The sequence below is a fragment of the Agrobacterium salinitolerans genome, from assembly GCF_002008225.1.
GTDB classification, from domain to species: domain Bacteria; phylum Pseudomonadota; class Alphaproteobacteria; order Rhizobiales; family Rhizobiaceae; genus Agrobacterium; species Agrobacterium salinitolerans.
In genome coordinates this window covers 54,684-79,687 of record NZ_MRDH01000009.1, presented here as the reverse complement: position 1 = coordinate 79,687, position 25,004 = coordinate 54,684, and the positions used below count along the sequence as shown (strand labels likewise).

The window sequence follows — 25,004 nt, the reverse complement described above, 5'->3', positions numbered from 1 at the left end:
CTTACAGAAAGCGGGAGAGGAAAGCCTGTGTTCGCGGATGTCGCGGGTTGCCGATAACGTCCTCCGGCTTGCCCATCTCGACGATATTGCCACCATCCATAAAGATGACCCGATCTGCCGCTTCTTTCGCAAAACCGATCTCGTGCGTCACGACGATCATGGTCAGGCCCTGGCTTGCAAGGTCGCGCATCGTGGCGAGAACTTCGCCGACGAGTTCCGGGTCGAGCGCGGAAGTCGGTTCATCGAACAGCATGAGCTTCGGTTTGATTGCCAGAGCTCGTGCAATCGCCACACGCTGCTGCTGCCCGCCGGAAAGCTGGCGCGGATAGCTGGATGCTTTTTCTGACAAGCCAACCCGTTCCAGCAGGCGCATGGCGTTTTGGGTTGCATTCTTGCGGCTTTCGCCATGGACGCCCACCGGCGCTTCGATGATGTTCTGCAGCACCGTCATATGCGGATAGAGATTGAACTGCTGGAACACCATGCCGATCTTGCGACGCTGACGTGCGATGCTGTTGGAGGAGAGCTTCTCCAGCCGGTCGTTCTTCACCCGATAGCCGATCTGTTCACCATCGACGGCAATCGATCCCTTTTGGATTGTCTCCAGGTGGTTGATACAACGAAGGAAGGTGGATTTGCCTGAGCCGGACGGCCCGAGGATGACCACGACTTCGCCTGGCATCACGTCCAGATCGATACCCTTCAGAACCTCCAGATGATCGAATGACTTGTGGACGTTGCGGGCCTGCACGAGAGGCTTCTGGTCTGTAGCTGAGATCAATGACTAGCCTCCTCTTCCCGTGCTGGCTTTGTAACGTCGGTATTGCGGCGGTCGCTACGGCCGTAATAGGCCTCTATATAGTTCTGACCCACATTGAGGACAGATGTGATCAGCAGATACCAGATGACGGCCACGAGAAGCATCGGGATGATCTCGAAGGTCCGGTTGTAGATGGACTGAACCGAGTAAAGAAGATCGGCCATGGCAATGACGCTGACAAGTGATGTTGCCTTGATCATGCTGATCAGCTGGTTGCCGGTGGGCGGAACGATGGAACGCATGGCCTGAGGGATGATGATGCGCCAGAGTGCGCGTGCCTTGGTCATGCCGAAGGCTTCTGCCGTTTCCGCCTGCCCGCGATCGACTGAAAGAAGACCACCGCGAATGATTTCCGCCATATAGGCCGCTTCATTGAGGGCCAGACCAACGATTGCAGCGGTCATTGGCGTAATTACGGAATTGGTGTCCCAGCTTGCAAGCGTCGGCCCGAAGGGGATCGAGATGGAGAGCTGCGGAAAGAGGGTGGACATATTGTACCAGAAGATCAGCTGGACGAGCAGCGGCGTGCCGCGGAAGAACCAGATGAAGAGCGAAGCGAAAGAGTTCGCCAGACCGTCTTTCGACATTCTGGCAATCGCGATGATGAGGCCGAGAATGATGCCAAGGATCATGGCGATGACGGTTAGCCCGAGGCTGACATAGAGACCGCTGATGACGGTCGGATCGAAGAAATATTGAGCGACGACGGGCCAGCCGAAGTTCTCGTTGTTGGCGACGATCCAGCCAAAATTGGCGACGACGAGGACGATGACGACCCACAGCACAAGTCTTCCCGTACGAAACGGGGTATGGGCTGTCGCCACATCCCGCAGATCAGCGCCACCCGAAAGCGGCACTTTCATTTCAACAGAGCTCGTCATTTTGGCAACTGGCCCCCGAGATTGATGCCGGGCTGCGTGAGGATGTTATTCTCAAGACCCCACTTCTTCATGATGGCCGCATAGGTCCCGTTGTCCATCAGCACCTTGATGGCATCGAGAAGAACCGGGCCGAGTTCAGAGCCCTTGGGAACGACAGCGCCCTGATAGAGGTCATCGAAACCGTTCTTCTGTCCGACGCCCGTCAGTTCCAGCTGGCCATTGGCCTGGGATACGAAATAGGTCAACGGCGCCTGAGAGGAGAAGAAGGCGTCGGCGCGCTTGGAGCGAACCGCCAGAATGGAGCTTGGCTGGTCGGTGTAGGACTGAACCTCGATCGCGGCCTTGCCATCGGCCTTGCATTTTTCCGCCTGGGCCTGGATCACGCGCTCAGCCGAGCCGCCAGCCATGACGGCGATGCGCTGGCCGCAGGATGTGTCGAGCGAGACGATGTCCTTGGGATTGCCCTTCTGAACAGCGAAGACGACGAATTCCTGTACCCAGTCGACGAAGTCATTCGCTTCTTCGCGGCTCTTGAAATCGCCGACAGGACCAAATGCAAACTGGTACCGCCCGGAATTGACGCCTGCCAGAAGCGCTGGCAGGCCGCCGACGGTTGCATGCTCGATCTTGATGCCGAGCAGCTCGCCCAGCGCATCCGTCAGGTCGGCGCTTGCGCCTTCCATCTTGGTGCCGGTTACGATCTCATAGGGAGGAAAGGATCCATTGTTGACGGAGACCATCTTTCCTTCGGAGCGGATTTTTTCCGGAAGCCGGGCGCGAAGTTCCTCGTTCACGCTCTGCTTTGGAGCGGGCGCCGTCTCGGCAAGAGCCGGTCCAGCGAGAATGAGCCCGGCAAGGGCGACGGAAGCAATGAATTTCGTTTGCATTTTGGTATTCCCCTTCTTGTTTGCAACGGTTGAATTGCCAAGGTCTGTCTGTTGTCGTCAGTTGCCTGCGGCGTGCAGCGGAAACAGCTCCGCGGGCGTCAAAAGCCGCGGCAGAATGCCTTGAGCGTGAAGCTCATTGGCGAAATCGACGATCATGACTTCGTTTTTTTTAAAGCCGCTGGCACTCCAGTCCGGCGGCAGATCCGCAGCGCAACGGCGCAACTCGTCGATCATCCATGGCGTTGTGTCGGCGTATTTTTCGCGCTTGTCGAGCCACATGCGCTGGGAGGCGTCGATAAGCTCGCTGAGCTCATCCATGATCCATGGATTTTCGCGCACGATATGGGCCTTGAACCCGATAAGATGCATGCCCGGCACATAACCGACGTCGTTGAAATAGGCGACTTCAGAAGCCCGGTAATCCGTCAGAACCTGTCGGAAGGGGGAGTCCTGATCGAAGAAGCCCTTCGGCATGAAGGGGGTGAACACGGCGTCGAGCCCGCCATCCTTCAGCAGATCAACCATCGGGCGTTCGCCCGGCGCCGCCTCGATGCGGCCTGGACGACCGAAACCATCCAGACGGTCGGTGATAGGATGGGCTTCCGTCAGACGGCCAGCATACCACATGGCGTCTTCCACCCCCACGCCTTCGCGACGGCAGGCCGCGCGGGTCCATATATTGCCGGAATCGCGCCAGCCGGTCACGCCGATCTTCTTGCCCGCAAGATCGGCAAGCGTGCGGATCGGGCTATCCTTGGTGGTGATGATGCAGCGGTGGCGGAAGCCGCGCATGATAAAGTTCGGCATACCGATAACGCTCTCATCGCCATCGTGACGCATCTGCGCGTAGCGGCTGAAGGAGGTTTCGGCAGCGTCGTGAGCCTCGTCTTCAGCGATGTTCGAAATGAGAGTGCTGACCCGATCGACCTCGATCTGGAGTTTTGGAGACGAGACATCTCCCAGAACGAGCGGTGTCATATAGTCCCAATCTCGAAGGGCAAGACGAAGTTTCAAGGGCATGATTTTTTACTCGTTTGTTTTTTTGATGCCTCGAGAGTAAATGTACACTTGAAATCGTACAAATGTTATTACGTTATTGAACATTTAAAGTGAGAAAAAATTGAGCGAGATTGTGAAAGCCCGCTGGCTTGCTGAAAAAATAACCAACAAAACCATTCGTGGCATTGCGCTGGAAACGAGTGCGCTCGTAAGAGCCGGATTGCTGCCGGTGGGAACGCGGTTGCCCGCCATTCGCGATCTGGCTTATGAGCTTGGGGTTAGTCCGGCTACGATCTCCGAGGCTTGGAGCGAATTGCGCCAGCAGAAGATCGTCAGCGGTCGCGGGCGTAACGGAACCTGGGTCTGCGCGGAACGCTTCGTCGCAAAGCCGGAGCGGTTGGCGAGTGCCGGCCATTATGGCGCGAATGTTCTCGATCTTTCCATGGCAGTTCCTGATCGGACATTGCTGCCGCCGCTTGCAAAGGCCATGGTGCATGCAACGTCTGTCAGTGATCTGAACAGCTACGAGCGCAGCCGCATCGTGCCTGAGTTGAAAGATGCGCTTGCTGACGACTGGCCCTATGCCGCCGAAGCCTTTCTTGCCATCAATGGTGGATATAATGGCGTTTACACCACCATCCGCGCGCTCGTGCGTCCGGGCTCGGTGGTTGCAGTCGAACACCCGACCGCTATGCGTCTTCTCGATATCCTCGAGGATCTGGGCGTGAAAATCGTTCCCGTGCTGTCCGATGAAGAAGGCCCTATGCCCACTGCGCTGAAACAGGCGATGACGGAGCGGCCCGCTGCGTTTCTTTTTCAGCCGCGCTTGCATTCGGTAACGGGACAGACCGTTACCCCAGAGCGAATGCAGGCGCTGGCCGATGTTCTGGCAGATAGCGACACTTTGATTATCGAAGATGATGGTATTGCTGATATCTCGGCTGCACAGCCGGTGTCGCTCGGCTCGCGCTTTCCAGACAGAACGGTGCGTATTGTGTCTTTTTCGAAGACATTAGGGCCTGATCTGCGGCTTGCGGTTCTCTCAGGATCAAAAGCCATTGTCGAACAGATCCAATCTTACCGAGCGTTCAGCGCCGGTTGGACAAGCCGCGTCTTACAGGCTGCGGTGGCCTGGCTCATCCGAGACAAGGAAACCTCCGAAATCGTCGCGAACGCACGCGCCATTTATCAGAAACGACGCGATGCGTTGGCGCGCGAACTGCTTGAGCGTGGCGTTACCACCATGCCCGGCAGCGGCCTTTGCCTTTGGGTGCCGGTGGAATCGGAATCTTTCGCTCTGGTAACGCTTGCGGCACGAAATATTGCGGTCGTGCCAGGCAACAAGTTCTCCATCCTGCCAAGTTCCCATATCCGAGTTGCTACCAGCAAGCTGGATTCCGGACATGGGCAGGTTGCCGAGTCCATCGCGCTCGCGCACCAGAGATAAAGAGAGCGTCTTGTTCACTGAAAACAGAGAAAACGGTACGAATGCTGTCTAGCGGACCAGAGAAGATGCAAAGGCAGACGTGTTCGATTACATCGAGCGCTCTACAATCCGAAACGTCGCCACTCGACACCGGGCTATCTCAGCCCGATGGAATTTGAAAACAAGGTGGGATTAGCTTGATTTCGTGTCCGAAAAACCGGCAGCAGGTCACGAAGCTCGTGAATTCTTGCAGAGCAATGCTCGGCGTACTCGATCTCCAAATCTTTAGCGCGGTTCGTTTGCTAGTCCTTTCAGGATGGCGAAGCAGGCGAGCAAGAGGACGATGGTGAATGGGAAGCCTGTCGATACGGCCATTGCCTGAAGTGCTCCCAGTCCACCACCAAGCAGAAGGGCAATGGCGACGAGGCCCTCAAATGTCGCCCAGAAGACCCGTTGGGGAACCGGTGCGTCCACCTTGCCGCCGGCGGTGATGGTGTCGATGACGAGCGAGCCGGAATCAGACGAGGTTACGAAGAATACGATGACCAGTACGATGCCGATGAAGCTTGTGACAGCCCGCAGGGGCATGGCTTCCAGCATGGCGAACAATTTAAGCTCCAGCGGAGCATCGACCACGGCCTGGTAACCATCGTTCACGATCTGACTGATCGCCGTCCCACCGAACGCCGTCATCCAGAAGACCGATACCAGCGAGGGAATGATGAGCACGCAGATGAGGAACTCGCGTACCGTCCGCCCGCGCGAGATGCGTGCAATGAACATGCCGACAAAGGGCGACCAGGAGATCCACCAAGCCCAATAAAAAGCGGTCCAGCCCTGGCGGAAATTGTCGTCGGTCCGACCGAAGGGATTCGACAGTTCGGGCAGGTAGCGGATGTATTCGTAGAGGTTGGTGAAGAAGCCCGTAAAAATGGCCAGCGTCGGACCGACTGCCACGACAAAGGCCAGGAGCAGCGCGGCCAGGATCATGTTGATCTCCGAAAGGCGTTTGACGCCGGCATCGAGCCCAGCCACTACCGAGGTGAGGGCCACAGCGGTGATAACACCGATCAGGACGACCTTCGAGATGTCGTTGACCGGCATCCCAAACAGGTGATTCAGGCCGGCATTTGCCTGTTCCGCGCCGAAACCAAGGGAGGTGGCAAGGCCAAAAAGCGTGGCGAAGACAGCGAGCACATCAATCATGTGGCCCACCCAACCCCAGACACGCTCGCCGAAAATCGGATAGAAGATCGAGCGTATTGTGAGCGGTAGGCCCTTATTGTAGCAAAACAGCGCCAACGCCAACGCGACCACCGCATAGATCGCCCAAGGATGGAGGGCCCAATGGAAGATCGTCGCGGCCATGCCGATATGCCGGGCGGTCGCCGTGTCCCCTGCCGCGCCTCCGAGTGGCGCCCAACTCTCGGGACTTCCGGCATTCCCCGCGACGGCGGAGGAATAATGTGATATTGGCTCGGAGACGCCATAGAACATCAGGCCGATCCCCATACCGGCAGCAAAGAGCATCGCAAACCAGCCGGAATAGGAATAATCCGGCGAAGCATCGCGCCCGCCGATGCGGACCCTGCCGTAGGGCGAGACGATCAAGAAAAGACAAAGAAGCAGGAAAACATTGCCGGCAGCCAGGAAGAACCAGTCGAAGGTCGCTGTCAGCCAGTCGCGCAGGGCGGAGAAGAGCGGTCCCACATACTGCTGGAGAGCGAGCGTCAGCAGGACGAAGCCAACGATGGTCAGACCCGAGATCAGGAAAACAGGGTTATGCACGTCGAGGCCGAACGGCCCGATCCGGGGTGTGATGTTGTCTTGTCCAACCATGTAAGTTGTATCGATCAGTTCGGTTGGACCTTCGGGAACGGGAATGCCGCTGTCGCTCATAGTGTTCTCCAATGATAACGAGTTTTCCGTCTGGGTGACACGCGCTGCGGACGGCAGCAAATCAGGACGGAGAAAATCCCCGTAGCTTCTTTGAAAGTTTGGAACATCTTGCCCGCATAATGCAGTATTGCTGACAGGAAGACGCGGCATGGATCATGCATCGACCAGATTTGGTCTATATGCGACCTCCATATCTTTCATGTTCCACCCCGAACCGTAATTGCGGAACGCGAAACAGCCGACCGGTTGCTTAAAAGCGTGTCTGCCTGGTCGTGTGCCCTGCTGCGAACGACCCCTTCCGGTCCGATCGCACAACTTCAGTTTGACCAGCTTCTTCGAGAGGCGGGGTTTGATGTGACAATTCTGCGGCCTGGCGAGAAAATAGAAGCGGCGCTATATGACGTTGGCGTCTATGTTCTCGCTGAAGAAGAGATGTCCGCCAGGGAACACCTTGGTCCGCGGTGGGCAGATTTGCACGGGCCGTTTCCCGCATCGATGGAAAGATTGTGGGACTATCTTCCGACCATATATGTTTCGCTCGGTTCCCCGTTTCTCCTTTACCATATGCCGGAATGCGAAACGTTCGTGAACGGTTATTCTCCGATTTTGCCGGTACAACGCGCAACCGTTGCGGCTTTAACCGGAAAAATTCCATTCTCCGGTCAGAGCCCGGCAGATCCTTCTTGCGGGGTCGCGCCGGGAGCGCCCTTATAGATCAGGTGATCGCGGCTAGACGCCGGAAACAACGCGGCGGGACTTGACTGGAAATGTCAGGCCCAAGGAAGCCTGTTCGATCAAGCGCAGGGAGGCGGGCAAAAAAATATCTCTGCTTTGATAAAATTATGTCGCCCTTTTGGGCGGCAGCGCGCGAAATGTTGCAATCGCCGTCGTGGATGGAACGTGGTATCCTGACGAGCCTGACCACTGAACCAGTACTGAGACAGTGTGGAGGATTCGGGATGGAGGCACGCTTTCCCTTGAAATAGCGCCCTCGCACGTTGCTGGCCGCCGCGGGGTTGTCACCATGTGTCTGCCGAGCATGCGAGCGGCACGTTCTTGATTTACTAAACTTTCAGAGGAACTTGAATGCTCGTTCTTTTCCCAGTTCCCTCAAGAATCGCCGTCGACCCGCCCACCAGGGCCACTCCCTTCACAATCGCCTGGGGCAGGTATCTTGGGTGGTTCGATATCTTCCCGAACACTCTTTTCTTCACTGAATTGCTCCGGGCCGTGACGGGTTCTATCGGCCGCCCGATGACCGCCGCAACTGCAGGAATGGTGGCTCCGAGGCATTTCACGGGCGTCATCGGCGCTGTCACCGAAACCTTGGGCGGCGCGATCAGTCGCTTCTGGCTCGCTAAACGTTTCGGGCTTGAGCTCCCCGTGGCGCTGGTCGAAGACACCGTTATCATAGCGTTCGCGCTTCTCGTCGTGGTGGCCGTGTCATGAGAGAGTACGACGCAATCTTCATCGGGGCCGGACAGGCCGGGCCGTTTCTCGCCGCTCGTATGGCGGCGATGGGCCGCAAGGTGGTCCTGATCGAACGGAAGTATCTCGGCGGAACCTGCGTTAACGCCGGGTGCATGCCGACCAAGGCCTTGGTCGCCTGTGCCAAGACCGCCCAGATGGCGCGGCGTGCATCCGAATTCGGGGTCACTATTCCTGGTGAGCCGACGATGGATATGTCGGCCGTGGCGGCCCGCGCCAGGAAGGTGACCCTCGATGCGAGAAGCGGCCTGGCGGCCTGGTTCGATAGCCTCGAAACGATGGATGTGGTTTATGGCCAGGCCAAATTCGCCGGTGCGAAGGACGTTTATGTGAACGGTACACGCTACACGGCGCCGCAGATTTTCATCAACGTGGGCGCGCGACCACACATCCCCGATGTGCAGGGGTTGACCGACGTGCCGTATCTCACAAGCACTTCGATGATCGAACTCGCGGAATTGCCAAGACACCTGGTTGTCCTCGGCGGCAGTTATATCGGACTGGAATTTGCCCAGATGTATCGGCGCTTCGGCGCGGCGGTCACTGTCGTCGAGCGCGGACCGCACCTTGCGCCCCGGGAGGACAGAGATATCTCGGAAGCCATTGCGGATATCCTCACCAGGGACGGCGTCAACGTTCTTCTCAGCCAGAAACTGTTGTCAGTCGCCATGGACGGCTCAGACGTCGTCGTGCGGTCCGATCAAGGCGAAGTCCGGGGCAGCCATGTATTGGTCGCCCTCGGGCGCCAGCCGAATACCGACGATCTCGGCCTCGATCTCGCGGGCGTAGAGACTGATCGTCATGGATTCATTCAGGTGGATGAGCGACTTCAGACGAATGTCGAAGGTATCTGGGCGCTTGGCGATTGCAACGGACGAGGCGCCTTCACGCATACCTCCTACAATGATTTCGAGATCGCCGCCGCGAACCTCCTCGACGGCGGCGATCGCAAATTGTCCGATCGCATTCTCGGTTATGGCCTCTACATTGATCCGCCTCTCGGGCGCGTGGGCATGACGGAGCGCCAGGCGAAGGAGGCCGGCCACCGGGTCAAGGTCTCGACCCGACCTATGAGCCGTGTCGGTCGAGCCGTCGAGAAAGGTGAAATACTCGGCCTCATGAAGCTCGTCGCCGACGCTGACACCGACCGGGTGCTCGGCGCCGCCTTTCTGGGGGTCGGGGGTGACGAAGCGATCTACGGGGTGCTGGACGCCATGAACCTCGGGGCGACGACCGAAAAACTCCGCTGGGCGGTGCCTATCCATCCGACTGTCGGAGAACTGGTGCCGACACTGATTAACGACCTGAAGGTAACAATTTCAGCGATGTGACCGAGGGCTGAAGACTTATTCGGTGGCCTTTGTTCTGCGAAATTATACCGTTAAAGTGGCCTTGTTCGGTACTTTTCCGGTCACCTGAAACTCCTCAAGACTGCGGCGACAATTGCTTCCGGGCAATCTTCCTGAACAAGGTGGCCGGTCTCGGGTAGCGAAATACAGTCTTTAGCGGAAATCAACGCCGCAAGACGCTCGCCCACGTGATGGGGAATCCATTCGTCATTCTTTCCCCAAAGTACGCTTACCGGGCAGTCCATTCGGGTATAAAGAGTTTCGACTTCATCTGTGAAACGCTGGTCCATTTGCGCGATTTGCCGGTAAAATGCAGGCTGCCCGACAGGACCAGTCCAAGGCGCGCTGTATATTTTCAGCGCCTCTTCCGACAATGGATTGCGCGCGGCGGATTGTAGGTAGGCGCGCAACACGGCACGATGCATGTAGGCTGGCATGTCGGAAAACGCCATTTCGTGCTGACGAACATGCTGCACAAAAGGGGACCCCCATGGGGCAAAAGCGACAGCATCGAAGATCGTTAAGGCGGAATAGCGCAACCCGTTGAGAAAGTAGGCACGAAGGACGGTTGCCCCGCCAAAGTCATGGGCCAGCATCTCTGGCCGTTCAATATTCCATTCTTTAAACAAGTTCTCCAGAACATTATTCTGTATTCCGAGCGAAACATCCTGTCCTTCGCGCATCTCAGACTGACCATAGCCAACCATGTCGAAGTAATAGATGGTCCGATCATGGGCAAAATGCGGGATGATCTTACGCCAGACCTGAGAAGAAAAGGGTGTGCCGTGAACGGCAACCAGCGGCGGACCGCTGCCGATCTTCCCCCACCGAACAGCATTGCCTTCGATTGTTGACGTATTCGGGAGTTCCAGCATGAAAAATCCTATCCTCTCTCGAACCAAGTGACGCGACGCCCTTGCCTTGATTTGGGAAAGCATCAGTTTGAGAGAACAAAATCACCAGTTCATAATTTTTAGGATAAGGATCAGTCCGCTTGAGCCGCCGGCGCCATCGCCCATTTTGGCGGAGCCAGATCGACGGGCCTTCGACGCCATGTCCCCATTCGGCAACCGTTCGATAGTCGCGGCGGATTGAGGCTGGAATGAACCGTTGGCTCGGGCAAGCACTGATCGAACCCGAACTTTCAGATCCCAGACCCATCAAGCTCCCGGTCGTCCTCGCCCTCCCAGGGAGCGGGCATCGTAAGACCATCGATATTGGCTGAAGGCATAGGCATCCAGCACTTCAATTCCGACTCCGAATATTCGATGATCCGCCCCGGCGAAGAGTCTGAAGCGCGCCAGCCCTCTGAGCCGTACTGGTCGCCCTTCGACCAATAAGCGAGGTCTACCTGGGACGGCCCTTGTTCGGACGACCGTATCGTGATGAGGATCCGATCTCCGGTTTTCGGCGCGCTCGCCATATGTCGCCATGGGTGTGGCTTGTCCATCGTCTCCCCCCGTAATACGCTCGGCCCTCAACGGCTTGCGGGCTGCGCCCGCACAAAAGAGCCGCCTTTCTGGATTTCAGGCTTCGACAGCTTCGCTGACATCATCCAGAAGAAAGTGCACGATCACATAGCGTGTCGTGTATTTCTGACCGCTATCGGAGACGCTTTCGATGCTGCCGCCGTCGGCGGGGTGCCAATTCTGGTAATGGGGGTTGTTGGCGATCAGCGTAATCGCTTTGCCTGACAACCTGCCGCCCAGCCGGTAGCGGGCCTCTGCGAGATGCCAGATATTCTCAAAATCCTGTTGGCTGATACGGGCTTTCAAGGCCTTTCTGGATATTGTTTTTCCGGGCGAACCATCGTCATGCGCCGCCGATGGAATATGTAGGTCAACTTCTTCTGCACCGTCCAGCAGAAAGGTGAATTCGTCTGGCCACATCCGTCTCACGTATCGCTCCTCCCAAAGCTTACCGTCCTACAGCGCCATCATGATAGCGTCTCCGCCGCGAGAGGCAATGGCGGATATGCACCTGTGCTTGCCTCGCATACCCTCAATCGATGTTACGAGTTCCAATGCCCGGAACTTGAAATTGACCGGGAGATCGTGCTTGTTCACCTTCGGGAGGGCACGTCCGCGTCCCCGCCAGTCGACGAACTGCATCGAGGAGTAAAGGCATGAAGAAGCTCATCAACGATCCAGCCACCGTTGTGCGGGACATGCTTGAGGGCGTGGTGGCCCTCAGCCCCGCGACGGTCCTGCTAGCGGATGAGAATGTCGTCATCCGCTCTGGCCTTCCGGACCCGGAAAAGCGCAGGGTGGCGGTTCTGTCGGGCGGCGGCAGTGGCCATGAACCAGCTCATGCGGGTTATGTCGGCGCGGGTATGCTGACCGTTGCGGTGGCAGGCGATGTCTTCACTTCGCCGAGCACCGATGCGGTTCTTGCCGGCATCAGGGCTGCGGCCGGACCCGCCGGCGCTCTGGTTATCGTCAAGAACTATACGGGTGATCGACTGAACTTCGGATTGGCGGCCGAGCTGGCGCGGGCTGAAGGAATTCCGGTCGAGATCGTGGTCGTTGCCGATGACGTTGCGTTGAAGGATACAGTTCCCGACGATCGCCGCCGGGGTATTGCAGGTACAGTGCTTGTTCACAAGCTCGCTGGCGCGGCCGCGGAGCAGGGACTTTCCCTTCAAGAGGTGGCCCGCGTCGCCCGGGAAGCCGCTGGAAACTTATCTTCCATGGGAATATCACTGGGCTCCTGCACGCTCCCTGCCGTTGGCAGGCCGGGCTTCGTCCTTGGCGACGCTGAAATCGAAGTCGGGCTCGGCATCCATGGAGAACAGGGCGTTCGGCGGATGCCCATCGCACCGGCGGACGAGCTCGTGAAGCTGGTGCTCGAAACGATTGAAGCCGATGGCAGGCTGAAGAGCGGCGACCGGGTTGCGCTTCTGGTCAACGGACTGGGATCGACGCCGCCAATGGAACTTGCGGTCGTGGCGCGATCCGCCGTCACACGTCTGGAGGCAAAGCGCGTCGTGGTCGAAAGGGCATGGGCCGGCACCTTCCTCTCCGCCCTCGATATGCCCGGCTTTTCCCTGTCGGTCATGCATGTGGACGACGCAATGCTCAATCTCATGGATGCGCCAACCGACGCCGGTGCATGGCCGCGCGGCGGTGTGGTGAACCGCAACCGCGTCTTGCCTTCGGCAGGCGTCAAGACGAGCGTGACCGCGCAAAGCAGCGTCACGGTCGCCGGTGAACGACTGCGTTCCGCCGCGGAGCGGGTCGCCGGTGCACTGATCGCTGCGGAGCCCAAACTGACGCAACTGGACAGTGTTACGGGCGACGGTGACCTTGGAACAAGCATGGTGCGCGGCGCCGAAGCAATACTGGCGCTGCCACGGCAGAGCTTCGCAGATATATCCGGCGGCTTGATGGAGATGGCAAATGCGATGCGGAAGGCAATCGGCGGAAGCTCGGGCCCCTTTTACGCCACGGGCCTGATGCGCGCTTCGCGCCATCTTGCCGGGATCGAAAAGCCGACGGCCCAACAGATGGCGGAAGCATTCGTGGCGGCCGTTCTCGCGGTCTCAGAACTCGGCGGTGCGAAGCCGGGAGACCGTACGATGATAGATGCGCTTCACCCAGCGGCAGCAACGTTCCGGGATAAGCTCGCAGCCGGAGCGTCGGCCGACGACGCCTGGCGATCCGCCTTGGCGGCAGGTATCGCAGGCGCCGAGGCGACGACGTCGATGAAGCCGCGGCTCGGGCGCGCGAGCTATCTTGGCGAGCGGGCTATGGGACATCCCGATGCGGGAGCGGTCGCCGTCAGCATCTGGCTTGAAGCAATCGGGAACGATTAGCGCCGATGGGGGGCAGGCTTGATGAGAAAGCGGATTGCCGCCGTGGCCATGACGTTCAGATGCGCCGCGTTTTAATCGTGTTCATGACGAAGCTGGTCTCGATGGTCTCGACGCATTTCAGCTTTGCAATCTTGTCCTTGATGAAACGCTCGTAGTCCTCCAGCCCACCGCACATGACCTTGAGCATGTAGTCCCTCGGACCCGTGACCAGATGACATTCGAGAACGTCGTCCCAGTCAAGAACGGCCGCCTCGAACATCCGGATTTCGTCATCGTGCTGGCGGCTGAGGCGGACGGACGCAAGGGCGGTCATCGTCCATCCCTCGATTGCCGGATCAATGATCGCGGAGTACCCTTTGATGGCGCCTATCTCTTCCAGGCGTCGAAGCCGCCGCAGGCACGCCGATGCTGACAGTCCAACCCGCTCGGCAAGTTCGTTGTTCGTGATCCGCGCATCGGCAGACAATTCCCTGAGTATCCGCCTGTCGATCGGGTCTGCAATTTTTTGCGACATAAATGACCATTCTCCGCAATATATTGCTTTATGAGACAACTCGACGCTTCAGAATGCAAGGTATTTTGGTTTCACTGCGTGTAACCTGCAGGTAGTTCAACACCAGCTGAGGGATCATCGGAAATGACCGCGCCGCATCCGTCCAAAACCCACATCGGCAACCACGCCCTCCATCCTGAAACCCAGATGCTCAATTACGGTTATGATCCGGAATTGTCGGAGGGCGCCGTAAAGCCTCCCGTGTTCCTGACATCGACCTTCGTTTTCAAGTCGGCGGAAGACGGGCGTGACTTCTTCGACTACGTCTCCGGCCGCAAGGAGCCGCCCGAAGGCAGGGGCGCGGGCCTCGTCTATTCGCGCTTCAACCATCCAAACAGCGAGATTGTCGAGGATCGTCTTGCCGTTTATGAGCGAACGGAGAGCTGCGCGCTCTTTTCGTCCGGCATGTCCGCCATTTCGACGACGCTTTTCGCCTTCGTCCGGCCCGGTGATACTGTGCTCCACTCCCAGCCGCTTTATGGCGGTACGGAGACGCTGCTGGCCAAGACCTTCCATAATTTCGGCGTCTCGGCAGTGGGTTTTGCCGATGGCGTCAGCGAGACTTCGGTGATGGCTGCCGCAGAAGAGGCGATGGCGAAAGGCAGGGTCTCCGTCATCCTCATCGAGACGCCGGCCAATCCGACAAACAGCGTTGTCGATGTCGCGATGATGAGCCGGGTCGCCGACGCGATCAGCGAGAGGCAGGGGCACAGGCCGATCATCGCTTGCGACAATACGCTCCTCGGCCCGGTGTTCCAGCGGCCCATCGAGCATGGCGCGGACATCTCGCTCTATTCGTTGACGAAGTATGTTGGCGGGCATTCCGATCTCATTGCCGGGGCGGCGCTCGGTCGGAAGAATGTCATGAAGCAGGTGAAGGCGTTGCGTGGAGCAATCGGCACGCAACTCGATCCGCACTCGTGCTGGATGCTCGGACGTTCCCTTGAGACGCTGCAAATCCGGATGGAGCGGGCGGACAGCAACGCCAGGGTCGTGGCGGAATTCCTGAATGCGCATCCCAAGGTCGAGAAAATCCATTACCTTCCGTTCAGCGATCCGGCATCTGCCGCTGGCAAGGTGTTTGCCGCTCAATGCTCCGGCGCGGGATCGACCTTCTCGTTCGACATCGCCGGCGGGCAGGCCGCCTCTTTCAAATTCCTCAATGCGCTCAACATATTCAAACTCGCGGTCAGCCTCGGCGGCACGGAGTCTCTCGCATCTCACCCCGCAACGATGACGCATTCGGGAGTTCCTGCCGATATCCGCCAGCGCATCGGTGTGCTGGATTCCACGATCCGGCTGTCAATCGGCATCGAACATCCCGACGATCTTGTCGCCGACCTGACCCTTGCCCTGGATCAGGCCTGACGAAAACGGGAGCGCCGATTGCCGGGCGCTCCCCGGACTTGATTGAAAGCCGCTCTTCAGGAACAGGCCTGAATAGGTCACTCATGGTCGCGTCGCGCGGGTCGCTTTCCAATGTCTCTCATTTGCGGCATTAAGTTTTGTGAAGTAAAGAGCACAAGATGGATGTGTCGGGAGGGGGCATGAAACTCAGGAGCCAGATTCTCGCATTGGCCATCGGGCCACTTGTTCTTGCGATTATCGTCATTACCGCATTGATCACGTGGCAGTCTATGACGCTGGCGCGCACGAGCATCGATGCGTTCGAACGAAACATGCTCGCTGCAAAGGAGGCTGAACTCCTCAACCTCACCAATCTCGCCCTTTCGGCGATCCGCTCGGTCTATGACAGGGCAGGACCGGATGACGAGGCCGCGAAGGAAGAGGTCAAGCGCATCCTGACCGGTCTCGACTATGGCACTGACGGCTATTTCTTCGTCTATGACTATGACGGGCTGAACGTGGTCCATCCACGACAGAATTTCCGTCCGGGGAACAACTGGCTGGATCTCCACGATCCCGATGGCAACCGGGTGATCTACGATCTGATCGTCGAGGCGAAAAAGGGGGGAGGGCTCGTCCAGTACAAGTGGGAAAAACCCTCCACCAAAAAAATGGCCGACAAGCTTTCCTTTGCGGCCGGCCTCGACAAATGGCGCTGGATGATCGGTACCGGCGTTTACCTCGACGACGTTTTTGCGACAACGGCGGCGGCGAAGGAGGAGTTGCGGCATTCAATCACCTGGAACTTCCTGATCGTCGCCCTGTTTGCGGTTCCCGCCGTATTGCTGGTGTTCGCCACCTGCATGCTGCTCAATCTGCGCCAGCAGCGGCTGGCGGATGGCCGGCTCAAGGACTTGATGCAAAGGATCATCGATACGCAGGAGGAGGAGCGCCTTCGCATTGCCCGGGAACTGCATGACGGCATTTCCCAAAATCTCGTCGGCGTGCGTTTCGCGATCGATCTCGCGCGGCGCAAGGTCACACCGGATAATGTCGGGGCTGTAGAGGCGATCGGCAAAGGCGCCATTGCGTTGAACGAAGCGATCAAGGAAGTCCGCCGTATCTCGCACGATCTTCGCCCGCGTGTCCTCGACGATCTGGGGCTGACGGCAGCTCTGGAATCCCTGATCTCGAGTTTTTCCGAACGCACGGGAATTGCGGCGACGCTTGAATCCGTGGCCTTCAAGCATATGCTTGTCCCGGAGGCGCGGGTTGCGCTTTACCGTGTCGCACAGGAAGCGTTGACCAATATCGAGCGCCATGCCGGCGCGACGCAAGTCGCCATCCGGTTTTCCAGCCGCGATGAACGGGTCCAGATGGATGTCAGCGACAATGGTCGTGGATTTCCGGCCGTTCGGAAGGAGAACGGGATGCCGGCAAGCAAGGGGCTCGGTTTGAGAAACATGCAGGAACGCATGACGCATTTCGGCGGCAGGCTGGATGTCGAAAGCTCCGCCAGGGGAACCGTTCTGCGCGCGGTGCTGCCCATCACTGCCATGAAGGATCGCAATGACGGCTTACAGGAGGCCGCCGAGTGACCGTTCATCCGATCCGTGTGTTGTTGATCGACAACCATCCTCTGGTTCTGGACGGGTTGAGGGCCGTCCTTGAGACTTACGAGCATCTCGAAGTCGTTGGAACCGCGGTATCCGCCATGGCCGGTATCGATGCGGCTGTCGCCACGCGGCCCGATGTGGTGCTGATGGATATCAATATGCCGCAGATCAATGGCATCGATGCCCTGGAACTGTTCAAGGAAAAGCAGCTTTCCGCCCGGGTGCTGATGCTGTCGATGCATGACAGCCGGGAATATATATCGACATCGGTGATGTATGGTGCAGCCGGTTACATTCTGAAGGACGTGGCGACCGAAGAAATAGTCGCCGCAATCGAAACCGTGGCTGCCGGCGGCACCTATTTTTCCTCTGGCGTTCGCGATGTGCTAATGGAGGGGGCGTCCGGCAGGCTGAAGGCGCTGACGACACGCGAACAGGAAGTTCTGCTGCTGATCGCGCGCGGAAAGAGCAATCGTGACGCTGCGCTGGCGCTCGACATTGCCGAGCGCACGATGGAAACCCATCGCAAGAACATCAAGAGGAAACTGGATATAGCGACGACTGCCGGTCTCATCCGCTATGCGATCGATAACGGGCTTATCAAAGAATAGCCGCCAAAGGCCAGAGGCCCCGGAATGTCGCCATCCAGGGGCCTCGTAAAGTCTATGCCTGCTTATTTGCCGGCCGTCTGCATGGCATAGCCGTAGCTGTCATAGGTATATTCGGCGACGCGGAACCATTCGAAGCTCTCGTCGCGGAACTTCTTCCAGCCCGGATAGATCTTGGCCCATGCGGGATGCTTCTGGGTGTACTCGTCATAAAGTTCGAAGGTCGCCTTATAGGCGGCGTCGAGCACATCGCGGGGCAGCGGGCGAAGCTGCGTGCCCTTGGAAACCAGCGAGCGGATCGCATCCTTGTTCTTGACGTCGTACAGCGCCTGCATGTTGATGTTGGCGGCCTTGCAGGCGGTGTCGAGCGCTGCCTTGTATTCATCAGGCAGTGCTGCATACTGGTCCTTGTTGATGAAGAAGTGGATCGTCAGTCCACCCTCCCAGAACGCGGGATAATAGTAGTATGGCGCGATCTGGTAGAAGCCGAGCTTTTCGTCGTCATAGGGACCGACCCACTCCGCGGCATCAATGGTGCCCCGTTCCAGCGCCGGATAGATGTCGCCGCCCGGAAGCTGCTGCGGCACCGCGCCAAGCTTGGCGAGCACCTGTCCGGCGACGCCGGCAATACGCATCTTCAGGCCCTTGATATCCTCGAGGCTCTTGATCTCCTTGCGATACCAGCCGCCCATCTGGGCACCCGTCGCTCCACCGGGAATGCCGATGACGCCGTAGTCGGAAAGAAATTCGTTGTAAGCCTCGTTGCCGCCGCCATGGTAGAGCCATGCGTTCTGCTGGCGGGCGTTCAGGCCGAAGGGGATGGTCGAACCGATGGCGAATGTCGGATCTTTCCCCGTGAAATAGTAGCCGCAGGTATGGGAAATCTCGACGGTATTGGCTTTTACGGCGTCGATGGCCTGGGCTCCTGGAACGATTTCACCAGCCTGAAAGACCTGGATTTCGAACTTGCCGCCCGTAATGGCCTTCAATGCATTGGCCATGACCACGGCGCCGCCATAGATCGTGTCCAGATTGTTCGGGAAGCCGGACGTGAGACGCCAGCGAATAGTTGGCAATGACTGGGCTATGGCGGGTGTCGCAAGTGCCGAAGCAGCCGCAGCCGCTCCTGCAAGTACGCCGCCCGACAAGAGTTGTCTGCGACCTGGGTTGACCTTCATAGATTACCTCCTCCTATTGAATGTCAGCGATGTTTGTTACGGGGGGCGCTTTCGCGCCCGGCCGATTGTCAGGGCGCGCCCGGCTTTCCAAAGCTCGGTGCGCTGTTGCCCGGCGCCAGGAAAGGATTGGCGAAAGGATCGGCGTCCGTACCTGCGCCCGGCATCGGTACATTGATATGGACGGCGGAAGGATCGGCCTGTTTCACGCCTGACTTGTAGTGCATCACGATGCCGGGGAAGGCGATGATGATGATGACCATGGTCAGCTGGATGAACAGATAGGGAATGGCGCCCAGATAGATCTGGGACGAGGTGACCGGCTGGATCGTCTGTCCGGTGATCCGGTCCTTGTAGGCGCGCGTGGGTGCAACGGACCGCAGGAAGAACAGCGAAAAACCGAAGGGCGGGTGCATGAACGACGTCTGCATGTTGACGGCCAGCATCACGCCGAACCAGATCAGATCGATGCCAAGCGCATCGGCGACCGGCGCCAGCAGCGGGATGATGATGAAGGCCAATTCGAAATAGTCGAGGAAGAAGGCCAGGAAAAAGACCAGCAGGTTGGCGACGATCAGAAAGCCGATCTCGCCGCCCGGAACCGACGTCATCAGATGCTCGACCCAGACATGGCCGTTTACGCCATAGAAGGTCAGGGAAAAGACGCGCGCGCCGAGCAGGATGAGCAGAACGAAGGACGACAGCTTTGCCGTGGCGTACAGAGACTGCTGGATCAGCCCGAAATTGAGCTTGCGGTTGGCAAGCGCAAGGGCGAGCGCGCCGACAGCACCCATAGCGCCGCCTTCCGTGGGTGTGGCGATGCCGAGGAAGATCGTGCCAAGCACGAGGAATATCAAGACGAGCGGCGGTACCAGCGAGGTTATGACCTTGAGCAAGAGCTTGGTGCCGCGCAGGGTCCGCGCCTCCGGCGGCAGGGCAGGGACTTTCGTCGGACTGATGATCGAGGTCACGATGATATAGACCGTATAGGCGGCCACGAGCATGAGACCCGGAACGAGCGCGCCCTTGTACATGTCGCCCACTGAACGGCCGAGCTGGTCAGCCAGCACGATCAGTACGAGGCTGGGCGGGATGACCTGCGCCAGTGTGCCGGAAGCCGCAATCGTGCCGGCGGCGACCTTGCGGTCATATCCATAGCGCAACATGATGGGAAGCGAGATGAGGCCCATCGAAATAACCGAGGCGGCGACGACGCCGGTGGTGGCGGCCAGAATTGCCCCGACGAAGATGACGGCGAAGGCGATGCCGCCGCGGACCGGTCCAAACAGCTGGCCGATCGTGTCCAGCAAGTCCTCCGCCATGCCGCTCTTTTCAAGAATGAGCCCCATGAAGGTGAAGAACGGGATGGCCAGCAGCGTTTCATTCGACATCTGGCCGAATATGCGATCGGGGATGGCCTGGAACAGCGTCACTGGCAGCAGGCCGAGCTCTATTCCGACAAAGCCGAAGAAAAAGCCGACGAAGGCCAGGGCGAAGGCGACGGGGTAGCCGAGCAAAAGCACGATGATGAGCGCCGCAAACATGATGGGCGCGAGATTTTCCGCAATGAATGCCATTGTTGTTGTTTCCTTCGATCAGAGCAGTGCGGCGGCGGCGTCAGCCGCTGCAACCGGATCGGGGATATCGCCGCGCAGGATCGCGACACGCTTGATGAGTTCCGAAACGCCCTGAATGGCCAGCAGGCTGAAGCCAATCGGTATCAGCGCCCAGACGGGCCATTGAATGAGGCCGCCCGTGTTGTTCGAAACCTCACCGGACGCAAGTTTCTGCAGAAACACCGGCCAGGAAAGATAGACCGTGATGAGGCAGAAAGGCATGAGAAAGAAGATGGTCCCGAGAATATCGACCCACAGCTGCCCCTTGCGCGGAAGACTTCCATAGACCAGATCCACCTTCACATGCTCGTTGTTGAGAAGCGTATAGGCGGCGGCGATCAGAAACACTGCGGAAAACAAATACCACTGCGATTCAAGCCAGGCGTTGGAGCTCATCGAAAACGCCTTGCGCATGGCTGCATTGACGGCGCTGATAAAAATGGCCGCGAGAAGCAGCCAGGAAACACCTTTGCCAATGGCTGCATTGGCGGCATCAATGGCACGCGAAGCGGCCAACAGAAATTTCATGACATCCTCCCCGAAAGCGGTCGCGTATTCCTCAATACGTGTGTGACCGCCATAATTCGGGCAGGATAACCACGGCGGCCCGATGCTCAAGGGCGCGCGCCGGCGAACTTCTCAGGACGTACCAAGAACTGGGTATGGGCAAGATCAAAACCCACATCCAAGCATATGTTTCTCCTCCCGCTGTTTGTTCCAGGAGGCGTTTTTGCGACGCGTACGGTCAGTATCGCGATCGGCGATCTCAAAACCGCCCAGGCGGCGCCACCGACATCCGACGACAAGCACGGCTTTGGCAATGCAGATTTGCCGCTTGATTGGCGACCATGCCACTATTTGGTTGCGGTCGCCTCTTTTACCGCCAACGCCGCCATGGCCAGTGCAGCATCGCGGGTTCTCGCCGCTGCGACAAACCGGCCGTTGTGGCAGAAGCTTGCGCCTTCGACGCCGCAAACCGCTTCCAGATCCTTATCCGTCAGGCCTGCCCAGGCGGCCGGCAAATCCGCCCGCAGCTCAAAACCTTCATCCGCGCGACGAATGCCGGTAAGGCACCAGTCGTTGTGACGTGGATGAACGACGAAAAGCAAATGGTCCGCCCCCGCCTTCACGATGGCGGGCCGGAACGGCATGCCCACCGGCAGTTCCAGAATATGACCCTCGCCGGCATCCGCGATAGCCCGGTTTACCAGCGTCTCGGCCCGCAATTTCGCGGCGCTGTTGGCAATCTTTGCCTCCACGAAGCTGCGGGCGATGGCCAACGCCGCGTGGAAACTGCGATTGTCCGCTTCGGGATCTGTCTCGTCGAAAACAGGCTTCAGAGTTTCGAGCAGGACGGGCAGGGTCAGTCCCGCGAGCGGCCCAGCTGTGGAGGGGCTGAGCGCACCGTTGTCGACCAGATCGACCGGCAGCACGAAGCTGGCATCGAAAGAGGCGTGAATGGTTTCGATATGGTCTTCCGGAACGCCAAAGGCGGCAAGATAATCGCGGCCGAAATGCTTCCAGATCAGTCCGAACGAACTATAGGGCTGACCGTCCTTGCGCAACGGCGCGCCGCGCTGGTGGTGATCAAAGGCTCCCTTTGCTGCGTCATAAGCGCCGCCGACGTCGTAGACGATGCGATCTGCGCCGGGTGCGATCCATTCGGGCGCCCTGCTGCGGATCAGGCGTGCCTGTGGGAAAAGCCGCGTCAGCACAACGCTCGACAGCAGTTCGTCGGCATGGAAGCCACCGGAATGGGTGACGAGGAAGTCCGGTATCATGTCAGGATGCGCCTTGTTGTTTGCGGAAGGTCCGCCTGAGAGTGGCACCTGATACCCTTTGCCGGAGGTCATCTCAACCCGCTATTCGCCATGGAGGCTAAAAGCAATGACATGCTGGATGTGGTGATGTGTGGGAAGGGTGGTTTGCGAAAGCGCCAAAGAATTTGCCGGGTCGTGCGCCCTGCTCGCCATCTTCGACGCCAACGCGGCGATTTCATTTAACACAAAGGGAGCGGAATCGCGCGGTGACTTCTATATTCAGGGGCGTTTCTGGACGATGGAGGCTCTTCTGGACAATACACTGGGGCACGTAACGGCCATGAGGCGTCATGCCCAGCCCTTCAGCGCCCGCCCGGAATAATAGCTGGGCGTGATGGCGCGGTAGATCGGTATGCTGGCGGCGCCCAGGTGAGGCAAGTCGCTCATGATCGATTTGCGTATCTCCGGCGGCTCGACGAAAAAATCCTCGCCGAGTATATCCAGAGAGCCGATACGCCGCACGATATGTTCGACAATCCAGTCCGGCAGCGATCCACCGAAAATGATGGCTGCCGGATCCATCGTGCGGGCGACTGTCAAAGAAAGCAGGCGAAGCTGATCCGTTGCCCGTTCAAGCCAGGACGCCACGGCGGGATGGTCGGCATAACTCTCGTCAATATCCTTCAGACGTCGAATGGCGACGCCCTGAGCAGCCAGAGTGTCGCACAAGTCCTGTCCCGAGGGGCGGGGATGGGATTTTGGAAACAGTCCGCCGAACTCGCCGGCATTGCCATTGGTGCCGCGATAGAGATGGCGCTGCACCACCAGCGCACCACCGATGCCATATGTCAGCCAGATCATCGCGAAGTTTCGGATATTGCGGCCTGCACCATAATAGAGTTCGGAAAGAATGACGGTATTGCCGTCATTTTCGTGAAAGACCGGGAAATCGAAATAGGGCTGAAAGTCCTTGTCGACGTCGATATCGCGCCAGCTTTCGAACTGCTTGATGCGGAAGACATGGCCGCGATCCCGCTTGAAATGGCCGGGAAAGCTGATGCCGCAGCCTAGCACATCTTTTTTTCTTATCTTCGCTTTTTCAAGCACTTGCCGGGCGGCCGCCTCGGCCATCTCCATAATGTGCTCGAAACTGTGCCCCTCCAGTTCCGATCTGATTTCCTGTCTTATCGTGCCATTGAGATCGGCCACGCAGACACGCAGATCGTCAGGATTGAAGTAGACCCCCAGCGTGAAAAGCCCGTTCGGGTTGATTTCGATGGCTGTGGACGGTTTCCCCCGTTTGCCGTCATTGCGGGCTTCCTCCGCTTCGATGATGAGGCCGGATTCCAGCAGATTGGCCGTCAGGCGGGTAAGGGTCGGTGCGGAAACATCCATTTCGCGCGCCAGTTCGATGCGCGACATGCTTCCCTTGCCGCGCAGAATCTCGAGCAGACGCCGCTCATTGTAGCCGAGATCGATCAAACAAGTCTCCCGCGAGAAATTATGCCTGATGATTAGCGAAAATTACGCGATTGTATACCGCGTTTCACCGCAAAAACTGGCATTGAAATTGGGCGGCTGTAAGTCAAAAACAGGAAATAATGTGGTTTTTCAATGGGATATTTTATTGTCATAATCGAAATAAATTTCGGCTTGACTAATTAATTTACGTAAAGAAAATAAATAGCAGACAACGGGTAGCGGCAGGCAAAACCAAAAAAAATCATGTCGCAGGGCCGGTCTGTCAGGGAACAAAAAAACGGAGCCCCCTCATGCGTCAATCATGCACTATTTTCGCGCGCCTTTTTGCCGGCGCGACTTTCCTTGCCAGCGCGGCTTTCGCTCATGCCGAAGGCAGCGTCGTGGTCTATTCCGCTGCCCCGCAGCAGCTCATGGACGAATTGCTGCCCATGTTCGAAAAGAAAACCGGCACCAAGGTCGAGCTTGTCAAAGCCGGATCGGGCGAGCTGATGAACCGCATCAAGGCAGAGAGCGGCAAGCCGGCGGGCGACGTGATCTGGAGCGTCGACGGGACGGTTATCGATTTCTCCGCCGACCTTTTCGAGCCATACAAGCCGGTTGAGGCTGCATCGATCAACCCGGCCTTCTCACCGAGCACGAATTGGGTGCCTTTCACGGCTGTCGTCACGGCCTTTATCGTCAATAAGGAGGCCCTGAAAGGTGCTCCCGTTCCGACGTCCTGGGCCGATCTGGCAAAGCCGGAATATAAGGGCCTGATTTCTTCGGCCCGCGCCGATCAGTCCGGCTCGGCTTATATTCAGATGGCAACGGTATTGCAGGATTTCGACAGTGAGGAAAAAGGCTGGGAAATTTATACCGGCATCCTCACCAACTCTGTTCTTTCCACCTCTTCAGGCGCGGTGCCGCGTTTCGTCAACGATGGCGAACAGGCCGTTGGCATTACGCTGGAAGATGCCGCGCTGCGCTACAAGCTCGGCAACGCGCCGGTCGAGATCGTTTATCCGAAAGAGGGTACGGCAATCGCGCCTGACGGCATGGCGCTCGTCAAGGGAGCGCCGAATGCTGACAATGGCAAGGCTTTCATCGATTTCATCGTCTCCAAGGAAGCGCAGGAAATCGTGGTGAAGGCGGGTCGTCGCTCGGTTCGAACCGATGTTCCCGCCAATCCGGCGCTTGTTCCGCTGGCCGATGTTCCCGATGCGAAATACGATTTCAAATGGGCTGCAGACAATCGCGCGCGTCTGATGGAAAAGTGGAACGAGACATTGCTCGACGTTCAGTAAG

At 58.2% G+C, this 25,004-nt stretch carries 22 protein-coding genes and 1 pseudogene; 9 read left to right on the top strand and 14 right to left on the bottom strand.

Annotated features, from left to right (window positions below):
* Position 1 precedes the first annotated feature (1 nt).
* From BS627_RS10555 to BS627_RS10540, 4 genes are read right to left on the bottom strand one after another with little or no spacing between them, the layout of a single operon-like run.
* On the bottom strand, positions 2 to 778 hold the full coding sequence (locus BS627_RS10555; RefSeq protein WP_165691219.1) for an amino acid ABC transporter ATP-binding protein: 777 nt from the start codon (positions 776 to 778) through the stop codon (positions 2 to 4).
* Positions 778 to 1,701: an amino acid ABC transporter permease gene (locus tag BS627_RS10550; protein WP_077983171.1), complete on the bottom strand. Its 924-nt coding sequence runs from the start codon at positions 1,699 to 1,701 to the stop codon at positions 778 to 780. The genes BS627_RS10555 and BS627_RS10550 overlap by 1 nt, the downstream gene beginning before the upstream one ends.
* Positions 1,698 to 2,588 carry an ABC transporter substrate-binding protein gene (locus BS627_RS10545; RefSeq protein ID WP_077983170.1) on the bottom strand — a complete coding sequence of 297 codons (891 nt, stop codon included), beginning with the start codon at positions 2,586 to 2,588 and terminating at the stop codon, positions 1,698 to 1,700. The genes BS627_RS10550 and BS627_RS10545 overlap by 4 nt, the downstream gene beginning before the upstream one ends.
* A gap of 57 nt (positions 2,589 to 2,645) precedes the next feature.
* Entirely contained in the window at positions 2,646 to 3,608 is a 963-nt protein-coding gene (locus BS627_RS10540; protein WP_077983169.1) for an ABC transporter substrate-binding protein, read from the bottom strand.
* Between the two features lie 100 nt (positions 3,609 to 3,708).
* Between BS627_RS10540 and BS627_RS10535 the strand changes: the two genes are divergently transcribed.
* Positions 3,709 to 5,034 (top strand): aminotransferase-like domain-containing protein, encoded by a 1,326-nt coding sequence (locus BS627_RS10535; protein WP_077983168.1) that lies wholly within the window; start codon positions 3,709 to 3,711, stop codon positions 5,032 to 5,034.
* 14 nt (positions 5,035 to 5,048) lie between these two features.
* Positions 5,049 to 5,214 (top strand): annotated as a pseudogene (locus BS627_RS24185) (IS3 family transposase); the annotation flags it as partial.
* 84 nt (positions 5,215 to 5,298) lie between these two features.
* Here BS627_RS24185 and BS627_RS10530 read toward each other — a convergent pair.
* Complete coding sequence (locus tag BS627_RS10530) at positions 5,299 to 6,912, bottom strand: BCCT family transporter (protein ID WP_077983167.1); 1,614 nt, start codon at positions 6,910 to 6,912, stop codon at positions 5,299 to 5,301.
* Between the two features lie 1,086 nt (positions 6,913 to 7,998).
* On the opposite strand from BS627_RS10530, the gene BS627_RS10525 reads away from it, so the two are divergent.
* Both BS627_RS10525 and BS627_RS10520 read left to right on the top strand, forming a co-directional pair.
* Entirely contained in the window at positions 7,999 to 8,361 is a 363-nt protein-coding gene (locus BS627_RS10525; protein ID WP_077983166.1) for a hypothetical protein, read from the top strand.
* The gene (locus tag BS627_RS10520; RefSeq protein WP_077983165.1) at positions 8,358 to 9,731 is read left to right on the top strand and encodes an FAD-containing oxidoreductase; all 1,374 of its coding nucleotides are present in this window, start codon (positions 8,358 to 8,360) and stop codon (positions 9,729 to 9,731) included. Before BS627_RS10525 ends, BS627_RS10520 begins: the two co-directional genes overlap by 4 nt.
* Before the next feature lie 80 nt (positions 9,732 to 9,811).
* On the opposite strand, the gene BS627_RS10515 is transcribed toward BS627_RS10520, so the two are convergent.
* From BS627_RS10515 to BS627_RS10505, 3 genes are all read right to left on the bottom strand, one after another.
* Positions 9,812 to 10,624 carry an alpha/beta fold hydrolase gene (locus tag BS627_RS10515; RefSeq protein WP_077983205.1) on the bottom strand — a complete coding sequence of 271 codons (813 nt, stop codon included), beginning with the start codon at positions 10,622 to 10,624 and terminating at the stop codon, positions 9,812 to 9,814.
* 269 nt (positions 10,625 to 10,893) lie between these two features.
* A complete protein-coding gene (locus BS627_RS10510) occupies positions 10,894 to 11,199 on the bottom strand; it encodes a hypothetical protein (protein ID WP_077983164.1) in 306 nt (101 codons plus the stop codon).
* Positions 11,200 to 11,275: 76 nt separating this feature from the next.
* Positions 11,276 to 11,638: a hypothetical protein gene (locus tag BS627_RS10505; RefSeq protein WP_077983163.1), complete on the bottom strand. Its 363-nt coding sequence runs from the start codon at positions 11,636 to 11,638 to the stop codon at positions 11,276 to 11,278.
* Positions 11,639 to 11,874: 236 nt separating this feature from the next.
* Here BS627_RS10505 and BS627_RS10495 point away from each other — a divergent pair, with 236 nt between their 5' ends.
* Entirely contained in the window at positions 11,875 to 13,563 is a 1,689-nt protein-coding gene (locus BS627_RS10495; protein ID WP_077983161.1) for a dihydroxyacetone kinase family protein, read from the top strand.
* A gap of 55 nt (positions 13,564 to 13,618) precedes the next feature.
* On the opposite strand, the gene BS627_RS10490 is transcribed toward BS627_RS10495, so the two are convergent.
* Positions 13,619 to 14,077, bottom strand: a complete 459-nt coding sequence (locus tag BS627_RS10490) for an Lrp/AsnC family transcriptional regulator (RefSeq protein ID WP_077983160.1) — start codon at positions 14,075 to 14,077, stop codon at positions 13,619 to 13,621.
* A 123-nt stretch (positions 14,078 to 14,200) separates the two neighbouring features.
* Here BS627_RS10490 and BS627_RS10485 point away from each other — a divergent pair, with 123 nt between their 5' ends.
* The 3 genes from BS627_RS10485 to mctR all read left to right on the top strand — a co-directional run bounded on the left by BS627_RS10485 (position 14,201) and on the right by mctR (position 17,690).
* On the top strand, positions 14,201 to 15,484 hold the full coding sequence (locus BS627_RS10485; RefSeq protein WP_077983159.1) for a cystathionine gamma-synthase family protein: 1,284 nt from the start codon (positions 14,201 to 14,203) through the stop codon (positions 15,482 to 15,484).
* Between the two features lie 179 nt (positions 15,485 to 15,663).
* Complete coding sequence (mctS, locus tag BS627_RS10480) at positions 15,664 to 17,061, top strand: two-component system sensor histidine kinase MctS (protein WP_077983203.1); 1,398 nt, start codon at positions 15,664 to 15,666, stop codon at positions 17,059 to 17,061.
* Positions 17,058 to 17,690, top strand: coding sequence for a two-component system response regulator MctR (mctR, locus tag BS627_RS10475; protein WP_077983158.1), 633 nt, complete (start codon positions 17,058 to 17,060; stop codon positions 17,688 to 17,690). The genes mctS and mctR overlap by 4 nt, the downstream gene beginning before the upstream one ends.
* Before the next feature lie 62 nt (positions 17,691 to 17,752).
* On the opposite strand, the gene BS627_RS10470 is transcribed toward mctR, so the two are convergent.
* The 5 genes from BS627_RS10470 to BS627_RS10450 form a co-directional block, all read right to left on the bottom strand.
* On the bottom strand, positions 17,753 to 18,865 hold the full coding sequence (locus BS627_RS10470) for a TRAP transporter substrate-binding protein (RefSeq protein ID WP_077983157.1): 1,113 nt from the start codon (positions 18,863 to 18,865) through the stop codon (positions 17,753 to 17,755).
* Between the two features lie 68 nt (positions 18,866 to 18,933).
* Positions 18,934 to 20,439: a TRAP transporter large permease gene (locus tag BS627_RS10465; RefSeq protein ID WP_162520530.1), complete on the bottom strand. Its 1,506-nt coding sequence runs from the start codon at positions 20,437 to 20,439 to the stop codon at positions 18,934 to 18,936.
* A gap of 18 nt (positions 20,440 to 20,457) precedes the next feature.
* Positions 20,458 to 21,006: a TRAP transporter small permease subunit gene (locus BS627_RS10460; RefSeq protein ID WP_077983156.1), complete on the bottom strand. Its 549-nt coding sequence runs from the start codon at positions 21,004 to 21,006 to the stop codon at positions 20,458 to 20,460.
* Between the two features lie 326 nt (positions 21,007 to 21,332).
* Entirely contained in the window at positions 21,333 to 22,259 is a 927-nt protein-coding gene (locus BS627_RS10455) for an MYG1 family protein (RefSeq protein WP_077983201.1), read from the bottom strand.
* Between the two features lie 327 nt (positions 22,260 to 22,586).
* Positions 22,587 to 23,720 carry an ROK family transcriptional regulator gene (locus BS627_RS10450; protein WP_077983155.1) on the bottom strand — a complete coding sequence of 378 codons (1,134 nt, stop codon included), beginning with the start codon at positions 23,718 to 23,720 and terminating at the stop codon, positions 22,587 to 22,589.
* 290 nt (positions 23,721 to 24,010) lie between these two features.
* Here BS627_RS10450 and BS627_RS10445 point away from each other — a divergent pair, with 290 nt between their 5' ends.
* Positions 24,011 to 25,003: an ABC transporter substrate-binding protein gene (locus tag BS627_RS10445; RefSeq protein ID WP_077983154.1), complete on the top strand. Its 993-nt coding sequence runs from the start codon at positions 24,011 to 24,013 to the stop codon at positions 25,001 to 25,003.
* The last annotated feature ends 1 nt before the right edge of the window (position 25,004 follow it).